Annotated in this window: 12 protein-coding genes; 7 read left to right on the top strand and 5 right to left on the bottom strand. The window is 70.5% G+C overall.

What is annotated here, in order from left to right; translation table 11 throughout:
• Positions 1–409 precede the first annotated feature (409 nt).
• Positions 410–1,828, top strand: a complete 1,419-nt coding sequence (locus tag ACFPLC_RS13545) for a M20/M25/M40 family metallo-hydrolase (protein WP_378191636.1) — start codon at positions 410–412, stop codon at positions 1,826–1,828.
• On the opposite strand, the gene ACFPLC_RS13540 is transcribed toward ACFPLC_RS13545, so the two are convergent.
• Entirely contained in the window at positions 1,825–2,385 is a 561-nt protein-coding gene (locus ACFPLC_RS13540) for a TetR/AcrR family transcriptional regulator (protein ID WP_378191634.1), read from the bottom strand. The two genes, ACFPLC_RS13545 and ACFPLC_RS13540, sit on opposite strands and share 4 nt — an antisense overlap.
• An 80-nt stretch (positions 2,386–2,465) precedes the next feature.
• Here ACFPLC_RS13540 and ACFPLC_RS13535 point away from each other — a divergent pair, with 80 nt between their 5' ends.
• Entirely contained in the window at positions 2,466–3,470 is a 1,005-nt protein-coding gene (locus ACFPLC_RS13535; protein WP_378191632.1) for a saccharopine dehydrogenase family protein, read from the top strand.
• On the opposite strand, the gene ACFPLC_RS13530 is transcribed toward ACFPLC_RS13535, so the two are convergent.
• Genes ACFPLC_RS13530 through ACFPLC_RS13520 form a run of 3 tightly spaced genes read right to left on the bottom strand, consistent with a single transcriptional unit; the run spans position 3,467 to position 6,921 of the window.
• Positions 3,467–4,309 (bottom strand): transglutaminase family protein, encoded by an 843-nt coding sequence (locus ACFPLC_RS13530; protein ID WP_378191630.1) that lies wholly within the window; start codon positions 4,307–4,309, stop codon positions 3,467–3,469. The two genes, ACFPLC_RS13535 and ACFPLC_RS13530, sit on opposite strands and share 4 nt — an antisense overlap.
• Entirely contained in the window at positions 4,306–5,253 is a 948-nt protein-coding gene (locus tag ACFPLC_RS13525) for an alpha-E domain-containing protein (RefSeq protein WP_191313562.1), read from the bottom strand. The genes ACFPLC_RS13530 and ACFPLC_RS13525 overlap by 4 nt, the downstream gene beginning before the upstream one ends.
• Positions 5,254–5,262: 9 nt before the next feature.
• A complete protein-coding gene (locus ACFPLC_RS13520) occupies positions 5,263–6,921 on the bottom strand; it encodes a circularly permuted type 2 ATP-grasp protein (RefSeq protein ID WP_378191627.1) in 1,659 nt (552 codons plus the stop codon).
• A 138-nt stretch (positions 6,922–7,059) separates the two neighbouring features.
• Here ACFPLC_RS13520 and ACFPLC_RS13515 point away from each other — a divergent pair, with 138 nt between their 5' ends.
• The 5 genes from ACFPLC_RS13515 (at position 7,060) to ACFPLC_RS13495 (ending at position 12,569) form a co-directional block, all read left to right on the top strand.
• On the top strand, positions 7,060–7,995 hold the full coding sequence (locus ACFPLC_RS13515) for an ABC transporter substrate-binding protein (RefSeq protein ID WP_378191625.1): 936 nt from the start codon (positions 7,060–7,062) through the stop codon (positions 7,993–7,995).
• 15 nt (positions 7,996–8,010) lie between these two features.
• Complete coding sequence (locus ACFPLC_RS13510; RefSeq protein ID WP_378191623.1) at positions 8,011–8,943, top strand: amino acid ABC transporter permease; 933 nt, start codon at positions 8,011–8,013, stop codon at positions 8,941–8,943.
• On the top strand, positions 8,940–9,713 hold the full coding sequence (locus tag ACFPLC_RS13505; RefSeq protein WP_378191621.1) for an amino acid ABC transporter ATP-binding protein: 774 nt from the start codon (positions 8,940–8,942) through the stop codon (positions 9,711–9,713). The genes ACFPLC_RS13510 and ACFPLC_RS13505 overlap by 4 nt, the downstream gene beginning before the upstream one ends.
• 81 nt (positions 9,714–9,794) lie before the next feature.
• On the top strand, positions 9,795–12,098 hold the full coding sequence (locus ACFPLC_RS13500) for an oxidoreductase (protein ID WP_378191619.1): 2,304 nt from the start codon (positions 9,795–9,797) through the stop codon (positions 12,096–12,098).
• A 33-nt stretch (positions 12,099–12,131) separates the two neighbouring features.
• Positions 12,132–12,569 (top strand): SRPBCC family protein, encoded by a 438-nt coding sequence (locus ACFPLC_RS13495; protein ID WP_378191933.1) that lies wholly within the window; start codon positions 12,132–12,134, stop codon positions 12,567–12,569.
• Here the strand turns inward: ACFPLC_RS13495 and ACFPLC_RS13490 are convergent.
• On the bottom strand, positions 12,559–13,134 hold the full coding sequence (locus tag ACFPLC_RS13490; RefSeq protein WP_378191617.1) for a hypothetical protein: 576 nt from the start codon (positions 13,132–13,134) through the stop codon (positions 12,559–12,561). The genes ACFPLC_RS13495 and ACFPLC_RS13490 overlap by 11 nt on opposite strands.
• Positions 13,135–13,193 lie beyond the last annotated feature (59 nt).

The raw sequence follows: 13,193 nt of genomic DNA, 5'->3' as shown, positions 1-13,193 counted from the left end.
GGTGTCGGTGCCTCTGGCGGCCGCTTGTGGCGACCACAGCGACTGCACCGGCGGGGACCAGCGCATCGGGTCCGAAGCGCTCGGTCACCGTCGGCGTTGACGGTTCACGCCGACATCCTGGCACGAAGGTCCACGCTTTGGTGAGACGCGGTTGCTGATTTGTTGCTGAGAAAAGGGCCCTGAACAGGGAAAACGCTAGGAAGCCCGAGCATCGGACCTACGAGAGTAGGGAATCGATGGGCGCGCTCACCAGGCGTCGCACGTTCGCGTGATCGCGTGATCACCGGCGTCGGCTGCGACGTTGTGATGTGCCGCACTGTCGGACCACCTGCGGCTTTTCCGGGGGTCCGGGTGGCGAAGCCCCCGGCTCGGGGCGAAGCCCCGGTTGTCACAGTGGCACGATGGCCGCGTGGAGCAGAAATCCGTGCGTGAATCCGTAGTGGCGTCGTGGACCAACGACGTCATCCCGAGTCTGTCCGGGCTGGTGGCGATCCCCGCCTTGTCCCCGGCCTTCGACGCCGAGTGGGCGAAGAGCGGCCACCTCGCCGCCGCCGTCGACCACGTCCGCGAGTGGATCGCCGCGCGCGACCTGCCCGGGGCGAGCCTGGAGGTCGTACAGCTCGAAGGCCGGACTCCGCTGTTGCTCGTCGACGTCCCGGCGACCCCGGGCGCGGCGGACAAGGGCACCGTCCTGATGTACGGCCACCTCGACAAGCAGCCCCCGGTCGGCGGCTGGTCCGAGGGCCTCGGCCCCTGGACGCCGGTGATCCGCGACGGCCGGCTGTACGGCCGCGGCTCGGTCGACGACGGCTATTCCGGCTACGCGGCGACAACGGCGATCGAGGCCGTGCACGCGGCCGGCGGCGAGCACGCCCGCATCGTGCTGCTGCTGGAGACCGGCGAGGAGTCCGGCAGCCCCGACCTGCCCGCCTACGTCGAGCACCTGGCCGACCGCATCGGCGAGGTCTCGCTGGTCATCTGCCTCGACGCCGGCGGCAGCGACTACGAGCGGTTGTGGCTGGTCACGAGCCTGCGCGGGATGCTGCACCTCGACGTCACCGTGCAGCTGCTCGGCGCCGCCCAACACTCGGGCATCGCGTCCGGTGTGGTCGCGAGCTCGTTCCGGATCCTGCGGCACCTGATCGAACGCCTCGAGGACAGCGCGACCGGCGAGCTGCTGCTCGACGAGCTCAAGGTCGACGTCCCGGCGAACCGGCTCTCGGAGCTCAAGGCCGTCTCGGAGGAGTTCCCGGAGGCGCTGTCGAAGGCGTTCCCGCTGGTCGAAGGCGGTCGCGTGGTCACCGAGGACGCGCTGGAGCTGATGCTCAACAACGCGTGGCGCCCGACGCTCTCGGTGATCGGCGCCGACGGCTTCCCGAAGCCCGCCGACGCCGGCAACGTCCTGCGTGAGAGCACCACCCTGACGCTGAGCTTCCGCCTCCCGCCGACGGCCGACGCCGAGAAGGCGATCGAAGCCGTGAAGCGCGCCCTGACCACCGACGTGCCCTATGGCGCGAAGGTCACGCTCGGCGCACCCCAGGCGGAGAACGGCTGGAACGCGCCGGCCGAATCGCCGTGGCTGACGACGGCCCTGCGCACGGTCGGCGACGAGGTCTTCGGCCGCCCCCACCGCGCGACCGGCATGGGCGGCTCGATCCCGTTCATGGGCCTGCTCTCCCGGAAGTACCCGGACGCGCAGTTCCTGGTCACCGGCGCGTGCGGGGCCGACTCGAACATCCACGTGCCGGACGAGTGGCTGCACTTGGAGTACGCGCAGCAGGTCACCGAGGCCGTCGCGCACATCCTGGACGCGCACGCCCGCGGCTAGCGGCAGGCCTCCCGGAACGCTTCGGTGGCCGCGTCGAGGTAGGCCGGGAACTGCTGGTCGCCACCCGAGTCGATCCAGCGGTCGAAGGCGTCGCCGAGGATGGTCGCCGCGACCTGCGCCGCCGGTTTCGCCAGCTCGGGCGGGGTTCCCCGCTGCTCGAGCGCGTCCCGGATCGCCGTCGTCATCGCCGCGCCCTTGCTCCGCTCGCGTTCGCGGAGCTCGGGCGTGGCGGCGATGACCGCCCGGCGTTCGGGAGACGGGTCGACCAGCTGCGTGACCCGCGTCCCGACCTCGGCCAACGCGGTGAGCGCCGTCCGCAGGGGTGACTCGCCTTCTTCGACGGCGAGAACGGCTTCGGCAACCGCGGGCGGCAGCTGCTCCGCGCCCGCGAAGAGGACTTCGCGCTTGTCGGGGAAGTAGCGGAAGTACGAGCGGCGCGTGATCCCGGCGCGCTCGGCGATCTGCGTGATCGTCACGGCGTCGTAGCCGTGTTCGGCGTACAGCTCCAGCGCGGCTTTCCGCAGCCGGTCCGCGGTCCCGGGATCCCATCTGGCCACGCCTCAGCCTAACTGACGTCTCAGTGTGTCATCACATGCTAGCCTCGGTGATGACACACTGAGACATGACGGGAGTTGACATGGAGATCTGGGTACTCGGCGCTTTGGGTCGCACCGGCCGGGCCATCACCGCCGAACTGACTGCGCGCGGACTGCCTGCCGTGCTGGTCGGGCGCAACCGGGAACGCTTGGAAGCGACCGGCTCGAAGTACGTCGTCGCGGACGGCGTCGAGGCGATCGCGGCGGAGATCCGGCGGCAGCGGCCGACGGTCGTGATCAACACGATCGGCGAGTACGCCGCCACGGCGGCGACGATCGCGCGGGCGGCCCTGCCCGGCGGGCACTACGTGGACATGGCCGCGGACCCGGTCGCGGTCCAGCGGCTGCTCGACCTGCACGAGGAGGCTCTGGCCGGCGGCAGCACGTTCGTGACCGGCGCCGGGTTCGGCGTCCTGGCCACAGAAGGCGTCGTCGCGAAGCTGTGCGAAGGGCGGGACACGCCGAGCCACGTGCAGGTCGACGCGCTGGCTTCCGTCGCCGTCGAAGAGGGGACCGTGGGGGTCGCGCTGGCCGCCAGCATCGTCGACGCCATGACCGCGGTCTCGGCCGGGGGCGCGCGCCCGCGCACCCTCGTCCTGCCGGACGGCGAGACGGCGAAGGTGGCAGGCATCGACTCGGGTGAGCTGATCGCCGCCCGGCGCGCGAGCGGCACACCGGACGTCACGGTCTCCTCCGGGCTGGCCCCGACCGCCCCGCTGGTCCGGGCCCTGCTTCCTCTGCTCGGGCGGCTGGTGTCGATCCCGGCCGTCCGCCGGTTTGCCGTCCGGCGGCTCGCCGCGATCCGGACGAAGGCGGCACCCCGCCCCCGCACGCACACCTGGGGCCATGCCGTCGTCACCTGGCCGGACGGCTCGGCACGCGAGGGCTGGCTCCGCGCGGGCGAAGCCATGGACTTCACCGCGGCGGTGGTGGCCGAAACGGCAGCCCGCCTGGCCCGCGGCGAAGGCAAACCGGGCGCGCACACACCGGCGTCAGCCCTCGGCGCGGACCTCGCCGAGGCGGCGGGTGGGACCTTCCTGCTCTAAGCCAGCCGGGTCAGGTGCACCGAGACGTCCAAAGTGGACTGACCGCCGCCGGTGAAGATGCCCTTCAACGGCGCCACGTCCGCGTAGTCCCGGCCCATGGCCACCCACACGTGCCGCGGCCCGACCGGGATCGCGTTCGTCGGGTCGTACGCCCACCAGCCGCCGGTCCACACGTCGACCCACGCGTGGGACTCGCCTTCGACCACCTCGCCGAGCTTGGCGTCCGGTTTCGTGTGCAGGTAGCCCGATACGTACCGCGCCGGAACGCCGATCGCGCGCAGCATCACCAGCGTCACGTGCGCGAAGTCCTGGCAGACGCCTTCGCGCGCCTGCCAGGCGTCCGTCGCCGTCGAGTGGACGCCCGTGGTGCCCGGCTGGTACTTGAGCTGCTTGTTCACCCACGCGCACACCGCCAGCACCGCGTCCGCCGGGTCGAGGCCGGTGCGCAGCGCCCGGGCCTCGCGCGCCAGCTCGGCGTCGCGCGGGGTGTAGTCGGTCGGGCTCAGGTACTCGGTGCGGTGGTCGATCACCGTCTCGGACCGCAGGTCCTTCCACGACGCCGTGCGGATCGGCTCGGCCTCGTCCGCCGTCTCGACCACCGAGGTCGCCAGCACGGTGAACTCGGTGTGCGGCGCGTGGAGGTCGAACGACGTCACGACCGTGCCCCAGTAGTCCGTGTACCGGTACGCGCGGGTGGCCGGGGTCGTCTCGATGCGGGTCGCCACCGTCGTCTGGCGGCGGTCGGAGCGCGGGGTCAGCCGGGCCTCGTTGTACGACTGCGTCGCCGGTGTCGCGTACCGGTACCCGGTCCGGTGCGCCACCCGCAGCTGCCACGTCACAGCGAAACCTCCGCACCGCTCCACGCCACCCACGGTGACGTGCTGAAGTACTGCAACGACACCGCTTCCCCGATTTCCCTGATCGACGTCTGCAACGCCGCGAGCCGCCGCGGCAGGTCGGTGAGCAGCTCCGACGGGCGCAGAAACTCCAGCTCGCTGCGGGCCCGGCCGAGCTCGCGCAGGGCCTCCGACTTCTCGTTGCTGCGCGAGCCACCGCCCGGGTCGAGCCGCTGCAGGCACTCCTCGGCCTGCCGCAGCGCGTGGAACACCGAGCGCGGGAAGAGCGTGTCCCGCAACAGGAACTGCACGACGCGGCCGGCGTCCAGGGCGCCCCGGTACGTCCGCAGGTAGGTGTCCTGCGCGCCGGCCGAGCGCAGCACGGTGATCCAGCCGGGCGAGGACGCGCGGTCCGCGACCCGGGACAGCAGCAGCCGCACCACCATGTCGGCGCGTTCGATCGAGCGGCCCAGCACCATGAACAGCCAGCCGTCGTCCCGCGACATCGTCGAATCCGCGAGCCCGGCGAACATCGCTGCGCGCTCCTCGACGAAGGACAGGAAGGCGTGCGGTCCGGCGCGCCGCGCGTAGCGCTGCCGGTCGGGCACCGCGTTCCAGGTGGCGTTCAGGCACTCCCACAGCTCGGTCGAGACGACTTCGCGGGCGCCGCGGGTGTTCTCGCGCGCCGAGTTGATCGAGCCGACGATCGACGCCGGGTTGTCCTTGCCGTACGCCACCAGCTCGGTCAGCTTCCACACGTCGAGCTCCTGCGCGCCCGCCGGGTCGATGCCCAGGACGGCCAGGAGCTGGCGGCTCGCGTGGTCCGGGTCGACGGTCGCGTCTTCGAGCAGCTGGTGGACCGAGACGTTGAGGATCCGGGAGGTGTCGTCGGCGCGTTCGACGTACCGGCCGATCCAGTACAGCGACTCCGCGTTGCGTGCCAGCATGCGGCCTCCCTAGCTCTGTTGCTGCTGCTGTTGCTGCTGGGACGTCGTGAGCTCGGGACCTTGCTCGGCGACCAAGCCGTCCACTGTGGACATCGCGCCGAGTGCGGGCTGCTCCAGCTCGCGCTCGGCCGTCGACGTCCGGGACGTCAGCACCCAGGTGTCCTTCGAACCACCGCCCTGCGACGAGTTGACGACCAGGCTGCCCTCCGGCAGCGCCACCCGGGTCAGGCCGCCGGGGAGCACGAAGATCTCCTTGCCGTCGTTGACGGCGAACGGCCGCAGGTCGACGTGCCGCGGCGCGAGCCGGTCGTCCACCTTGGCCGGCACGGTCGAGAGCTGGACCACCGGCTGCGCGATCCAGCCGCGCCGGTTCGCGCGCACCTTCCGCCGCAGCGTGTCCAGGTCCTTCTTCGACGCCTCGGGCCCGAACACGATGCCGTAGCCGCCCGAGCCCTCGACCGGCTTGATCACCAACTCGTCCAGGTGCGCCATGACGTGGTCGAACTCGTCCGGCAGCCAGCAGCGGAAGGTGTCCACATTGGGCAGCAGCGGCTTCTCGTTCAGGTAGTACTTCACCATCTCCGGCACGTAGGTGTAGACGAGCTTGTCGTCGCCGACGCCGTTGCCGATCGCGTTCGCGACGACGACGTTGCCCGCGCGGGCGGCGTTCTGGACGCCGGCGATGCCGAGCACGGAGTCCGGCCGGTAGTGCACCGGATCGAGGAACTCGTCGTCGATCCGCCGGTAGATGACGTCGACCTGGCGCTCGCCCTCGGTGGTCCGCAGGTAGACGACGTTGTCGCGGCAGAACATGTCGCGGCCTTCGACGAGCTCGACCCCCATCAGCCGGGCCAGCAGCGAGTGCTCGAAGTACGCCGAGTTGTGCACGCCCGGCGTGAGCACGACGACCGTCGGGTCGGCGACGTTTGCCGCGGCCGCCGCGCGCAACGCCCGCAGCAGGTGCGACGCGTAGTCGCCGACCGGTCGCACGCGGTGCTGGGCGAACAGGTCGGGGAAGACCCGGGCCATCGTGCGCCGGTTCTCCATCACGTACGACACCCCGGACGGGTTGCGGAGGTTGTCCTCCAGCACCCGGAACGTGCCCTCTTCGTCGCGGACCAGGTCCACTCCGGACACGTGGATGCGCACGCCGTTCGGCGGGGTGATGCCGAAGGCCTCCCGGTGGAAGTGCTCGCACGAGGTGATCAGCCGGCGCGGCAGCACGCCGTCGCGCAGGATCTGCCGGTCGCCGTAGACGTCGGCGAGGAACGCCTCGAGCGCGCGGACGCGCTGGGCGACGCCGCGCTCGAGCTTCGTCCACTCGGCGGCCTGGATCACCCGTGGCACCAGGTCCAGCGGGAACGGCCGCTCCTGCCCGGACAGCGAGAAGGTGATGCCCTGGTCGACCATCGCCCGGTCGAGGGCCTGGGAGCGGGACTGCAGGTCGTGCGCGTCGAGGGCCGCGATGGACTCGTACAGCGCCCGGTACGGGCCGCGGACCGTGCCGTCGGCGGCGAACATCTCGTCGTAGGCGCCGGCGTGCGGCCGTTCCGGCGAGAGATAGCCCTCGAAGCGGTCGCCCGGACGGGTGATCCGGCTGGTCGCCGCCTTCCTCGCGCGTCGACCGGACGGGGGCAGCCGCGGCGGGGTGGCGTTCATGGTCGACATCCTCGCTCACCGTGCGCTCCGGACGCGACAGTCGCGCGCCCCTCTAAACATCGCTGTAACTTCACGGTGCTGTGCTTTGGTATGGATGAGTGGCAATATGCGTGCTCTCAGAACCTGAGAACTACGAGGAGTGACGACGTGGCCCGAGGAACCCAGCTCAAGGCGATCGCCCTGCTGCCTGCGTTCGCCCTGGTCGGCTTGACCGTGGCGTGCGGCGCGGGAGGGAGCGGTGCGGGCAACGTCAACACCAGCAGCTCCGCCGCATCGGGCACCGCATCGGGTGACGCGGTCGCGGTCGCCAAGGACGACGCGCTGGCCGGCATGGTGCCCGCCGACATCAAGGCCGACGGAAAGATCGTGGTCGGCCAGGACCAGAGCTACCCGCCGAACGAGTTCGTCGACGGCGGCAAGCCGGCCGGCTTCGACGTCGACCTGGGCACCGCCATCGGCCAGGTGCTCGGCGTGCAGATGGACTTCCAGAACGCCGCCTTCGACGGCATCATCCCGGGTATCGGCGCCAAGAAGTACGAGCTGGCGATGTCGTCGTTCAGCATCAACGCCGAGCGGCTGCAGTCGGTCGACATGATCTCCTACTACAGCGCGGGCACCTCGCTGGCCGTGCTGAAGGGCAACCCCGACGGCCTGAAGGCCGACGACCTGTGCGGCAAGAAGGTCGCCGTCCAGAAGGGCACCACCCAGGTCGAGGACCTCGACAAGAAGAACGCCGCCTGCACCGGCGCGGGCAAGCCCGCCATCGAGGTCACGCAGCTGCAGGCCCAGACCGACGTCAACCTGGCCCTCACCGCCAAGCGCGTGCAGGGTGAGCTGGCCGACTCCCCGGTCATCGACTACGCGGTCAAGCAGACCAACGGCCAGCTCGAGTCGGTCGGCACGCCGTACGACACCGCCCCCTACGGCATCGTGCTGCCGAAGAACAGCGGTGACTTCGGCAAGGCCGTCCAGGGCGCGGTGCAGAAGCTGATCGACAGCGGCGCGTACAAGAAGATCCTGGACAAGTGGGGTCTCAACGCCGCCGGCGCGGTCACCAAGTCGGAGATCAACCCGGCTTCCTGAGATAGGACGTAGTTCGTGAGTTCCTCCGAAGCGCCTCCGACCGAGGCGCCGATCGACGCGGAGCCCATCAAGGCCGTCCCGGTGCGCCACTACGGGCGCTGGGTGGCCGGGGTGGTCATCCTCTTCCTCGCGTTCATCGTGATCCGCAGCGTGATCACGAACAACGCACTGCAGTGGCCGGTCGTCGGGGACTACCTCTTCGACGCCCGGGTGCTGCGGGGCCTGCAGAACACCCTGATCCTGACCGTGATCGCAATGCTGATCGGCATCGTGGGCGGGATCCTGCTGGCCGTGATGCGGCTGTCGCCCAACCCGCTGACCTCGGGCGCGGCCGCCATCTACATCTGGCTGTTCCGCGGCACCCCGCTGATCACGCAGCTGGTGATCTGGAACTTCCTGGCGCTGGCCTACCCGCGCCTCGGCCTGGGCATCCCGTTCGGGCCGGAGTTCGTCAGCTGGGACACCAACCAGCTGATCACGCAGTTCACCGCGTCGCTGCTGGGCCTCGGCCTGAACGAAGCCGCGTACATGGCGGAAATCGTCCGTGGTGGCATCCAGTCGGTCGACTCCGGCCAGCTGGAAGCGGCGAGCGCGCTCGGCATGAGCCGGACGAAGACGCTGCGGCGGATCATCCTGCCGCAGGCGATGCGGGTGATCATCCCGCCGACCGGCAACGAGACCATCTCCATGCTGAAGACGACGTCGCTGGTCGTGGCCATCGGGTACTACGAGCTGATGGTCGCCGTGCAGACCATCTACGCGCAGAACTACAAGACGGTTCCGCTGCTCATCACGGCCGCGGCCTGGTACCTGTTCATGACGTCGGTGCTGACGCTGGTCCAGATCCAGATCGAGAAGCGCTTCGCCCGCGGGACCTCGCGGGACGTGGTCCAGCGGCAGGGCTGGGCGTCGCGGATGTTCAGCCGGGGTGGAGGGAACGTCACATGACCCCCGTGGTGTCCGCGCAGCGGATCTGCAAGAGCTTCGGCAGCGTCGACGTTCTCAAGGGCATCGACCTCGAGGTGCACGAGCGGGAGGTGCTCTGCCTGATCGGGCCGTCCGGCTCGGGCAAGTCGACCCTGCTGCGCTGCATCAACCACCTCGAAAAGATCGACGCCGGCCGGCTCTACGTCGACGGCGTGCTGGTCGGCTACCAGCAGCGCGGCGACAAGCTGCACGAGCTGCGCGAGAAGGATGTCGCGCTGCAGCGCAAGGACATCGGCATGGTGTTCCAGCGCTTCAACCTCTTCCCGCACATGACGGCGCTCGAGAACGTCATGGAGGCGCCGGTCCAGGTCCGGCGCGAGCCGAAGGCCCAGGTCCGGCAGCGCGCGATGCAGCTGCTGGAGCGCGTCGGGCTCGCGGACAAGGCGAAGAACTACCCGGCGCAGCTGTCCGGCGGGCAGCAGCAGCGGGTCGCGATCGCCCGGGCCCTGGCGATGCAGCCGAAGCTGATGCTGTTCGACGAGCCGACGTCCGCGCTGGACCCGGAGCTGGTCGGCGACGTCCTCGGCGTGATGAAGCAGCTCGCCAAGGACGGCATGACCATGGTCGTCGTCACGCACGAGATGCAGTTCGCGCGCGAAGTGGCGGACAAGGTGCTGTTCATGGACGGCGGGGTCGTCGTCGAAGAGGGGCCGCCCGACCAGGTCATCGGGAACCCGCGCGAGGAGCGCACCAAGGAGTTCCTGGCCCGGGTGCTCAACCCCAACGCCTGAGGTGTTCGACGGCGGAAACGGTGTTCCGGCACCGTTTCCGCCGTTTTTTCGCTACCTTGATGGCGGGGTGAGGGAGGGCTCATGTCGACGGAAAGCGCGTTGCCGCCGCTGGACCCCTTCGCGGGCATCCCGGACCGCCGTTACGAAGTCAAGGCCTCCGAGCTGCTGAAACCCGGCAACGCGGGCCTGATGCGCTGGCGGCGGCAGGCCACGAACGCCCCCATCGTCTACGTCGAGGACGCCTACATCACCGGGACGCTGGACCTGCGGGCCGCGGACCTGAAGTACCTGTTCCGGTTCGAGCGCTGCCGGTTCGAGCAGCCGCCGGACGTGCGCGAGGCGAACCTGCTCGGGCTCGTGTTCCGCAAGTGCTGGCTGCCCGGGCTCAAGGCCCGCAACATGCGCAGCCGCAACGACGTCCGGCTGATCCGCAGCGTCGTGCAGGTCGACGGCGACCGGCGGGAGATCGAAGAGACGACCGTGCAGCGCGGCGACGACCGCGAACGCGGCATGCCGAACGCCGCGGTCAACCTGACCGACGCGGTGATCGAGGGCTCGATGGTGCTCACCCGCACGGTGATCTCGCACCCGCACGGCAAAGCGATCCAGGCGGATCGGCTGGTGCTGACCGGCGCCCTGCTGGCCTACCGGATGGTGGCGAACGGCGAAGTCCGGCTCCCCGGCGTGCGGACCGGCGGTAACGTCAACTTTTCGGGCGCCACGCTGAACAACCCGGACGGCTTCGCGCTCAACGGCAACGGCCTGCACATCGGCGGCAGCCTGCTGTGCGAGGTCGACAACTACGGGCCGGCCAGCCAGCGCAAGCGGTTCTCCGCCACCGGCATCATGTACCTGCCGAGCGCCACGGTGGACAGCGACATCTCCCTCCGCGAGGCCAAGCTGACGGTGTCCCAGCACGGCCCGATCGCGGTCGACGCGTGGAAGTCCAACGACCCGTACATCGACCCGCGGCCGGCGCTGGTCGCCGACCGGATGCGCGTCGACGGCAACATCGAGCTCTCGGACGGCCTGCAGGCGCTGGGCACGCTGCGCATGGTGAACGCCCGGATCGGCGGCTCGCTGCGGCTGGCCGGCGCCGAGATCCGGGTCGAGCGCGGCAAGTCGGTGCCGTACTACGACCGCGCGCTGCACCTGGACGGCACCGAGATCGGCGGCGACATCGAGGCGACGAGCCTGCGCGTGCCGGCCGGGCAGCTGCGCCTGGCCGACGTGACGGTGGGCGGCAACTTCCTGGCCTGGAACTCGATGTTCCGCCACCCCGGCCGCGACGTGTTCTCCGCCCGCCGCTCGAAGATCGCGGGCAACTTCCAGCTCACCGACGCCACGATCCACGGCACGCTGCGCCTGCAGGGCGTGGACGTCGGCGGCAGCATCAACCTGGCGGGCACCAGGCTGACCGACCCGGGCCGCCGCGCGACCAGCAGTTATTCCCTCGACGTCCGCACCGGCCGGGTCGGCCGCGACCTGACCCTCCGCGACAACAACGGCCGCCCCTTCGTGGCCGAAGGCGGCGTCAACCTCGACGGTGCCCAGGTGGCCCGGCGCGTGGACCTGCGCGGTTCCCAGCTCGGGTCGCTGCCCCCGTTCGGCGTGGCCCTCGACGCGGGCGACGTCGCCTCGGACGAGTTCATCCTCACGCCGAGCACCGCCCCGGCCGGCCGGGTGGTGCTGCGGCGGGCGCACTGCGGAACGCTGAGCGACAACGAGCAGTTCTGGGCCGCGTCCGAGGGCATCGAGCTGGAGGACTTCCGCTACGACGCGTTGAAGAAGGGCATCCCCCTCGACGACGACAAAGCTCTCGACCACCGCATCGAGCTGCTGCGCAAGGCGATGCGCGGCTACCGCCCGGGCCCGTACGACCAGCTCGCCCACATGCTCCGCGCGGCGGGGAACGAAGAGCACGCCTCGACGGTGGCGCTGCGCAAGCAGCAGTTCCGCTACGAGGCACTGGCCCGCGGCTTCAAGTTCTTCGGCCCGGGGGTGCGGCTGTGGAGCTGGCTGCAGAGATCGATGGTGGGCTACGGCTACCGCCCGGTCCGCGCGCTGGGCTGGCTGTTCACGCTGCTGGTGCTGGGCAGCCTCTGGTTCGGCCTGGGCACCGACGACTGCATCCACGACACGTCCGGCCGCTACATGCGCAGCGGCGACCGCTGCGTGGTGAACCAGCAGGACACGGGGCTGCAGTGGAACCCGGTGATCTACACGGCGGACCTGCTGGTCCCGATCGTCGACTTCGGCAACAAGTCGAGGTGGTACATGCACGGCCCGGACAACTGGGTCGCGGCAGGCTTTACGGCGTCGGGCTGGATCTTGGCAACCACGGTGGCGGCGGGCGTGAGCCGCATGCTGCGCCGGGAGAACTGAGCGAGGCCCAGCCAGGGACCCGCCCTCTTTCGGCTGCCTCATCCGGCGCGAACGGGACGGCGACGCCCAAACCCGCACCCCACCCAGACCTCCCCCGCCGAGGAGTACGCCGGGCACCGGTGGGTCGGGGGCACCGATGGGCCCGTCGTCGGCGCGAAGTTCCGCGGGCACAACCAGCGCGGCTTCCGGCGGTGGAGCACCCTCTCCACCATCACCGATGCCGAGCCCGGGCGGCGGTTCGGGTTCGAGGTCACCTCGTTCGCCGGGTTGCCCGTGGCGCGGTGGCAGTACGACTTCGAGCCCGCCTCTGACGGGTGCGTCGTCGTCGAAAGCATGTGGGAACGGCGGCCGGCGTGGTTCAAGGTGGCGACGTCGACCGTCACCGGCGTGTGGGATCGGGAAGTCGCCAACACCGCCAACATCGCCGCCACCCTCGCCCGGCTGAAGCGGGCCGCCGAAGCTAGTCGATGAAGCGGGACCAGAACGGTATGTACCTGGGGCCGTCCGGTGGGGCCGTGCTGATGCCGCCCGTCGCGAACTCGCGGTGCAGGTAATCCCGCAGGTCACTGCCGTAGACGATGATGTCCGTCTGGTACACCGACAGCACCGGGTAGCCCACCGTGCCCGGGAGGCCGGGCAGGTAGCGATGCCCGCACACGGGCACCAGTTGCGGCACGTCGGCCAGCCGGCGGCGGGCCTCGCGGACCGCGTCCTCCGGGCCGACCGGGCGGGTGCCCCAGTCCGGCAGCCAGAAACCGTTGTGCTCGACGTCGTACAGCACGCCGTCGACCGGCCATGCCAATCGTTTGCGCAGCTGGTCGGGGTTGCCGCAGCGCCAGTCGGGCCAGCGGTCGCCGATCGGGACGCCGGCGGACAGGAACGTGCGGTGGTCCGCGGCGAAGCGGAAGCCGAACCGGTGCTCGACGTCGTCGAGCTCGGCCTCGCTCAGCCCCGGGCGCACGGGTTCCCGGAGGTTCTCCTGCAGGTGCCGCGCCTCCTCCGGAGTGAGGGCGCCGGCCGGCTGGACTGGGGTCATGACCCGAGCCTAAGCGGCGGCTCACCCGCGCGCCCGTCCTTTTTCGACCACCCACACGG

Origin of the sequence: Amycolatopsis plumensis (assembly GCF_042652605.1) — a bacterium.
In the GTDB taxonomy this organism is placed as follows: domain Bacteria; phylum Actinomycetota; class Actinomycetes; order Mycobacteriales; family Pseudonocardiaceae; genus Amycolatopsis; species Amycolatopsis plumensis.
This window is presented reverse-complemented; position numbering and strand designations above follow the sequence as displayed.

Bases quoted from the DNA above. Each gene is read 5' to 3' on its own strand.
- ACFPLC_RS13535 (WP_378191632.1), top strand. From the start codon at position 2,466: ATGGAGATCTGGGTACTCGGCGCTTTGGGTCGCACCGGCCGGGCCATC.
- ACFPLC_RS13525 (WP_191313562.1), bottom strand. From the start codon at position 5,253: ATGCTGGCACGCAACGCGGAGTCGCTGTACTGGATCGGCCGGTACGTC.
- ACFPLC_RS13520 (WP_378191627.1), bottom strand. From the start codon at position 6,921: ATGTCGACCATGAACGCCACCCCGCCGCGGCTGCCCCCGTCCGGTCGA.
- ACFPLC_RS13505 (WP_378191621.1), top strand. From the start codon at position 8,940: ATGACCCCCGTGGTGTCCGCGCAGCGGATCTGCAAGAGCTTCGGCAGC.
- ACFPLC_RS13500 (WP_378191619.1), top strand. From the start codon at position 9,795: ATGTCGACGGAAAGCGCGTTGCCGCCGCTGGACCCCTTCGCGGGCATC.
- ACFPLC_RS13490 (WP_378191617.1), bottom strand. From the start codon at position 13,134: ATGACCCCAGTCCAGCCGGCCGGCGCCCTCACTCCGGAGGAGGCGCGG.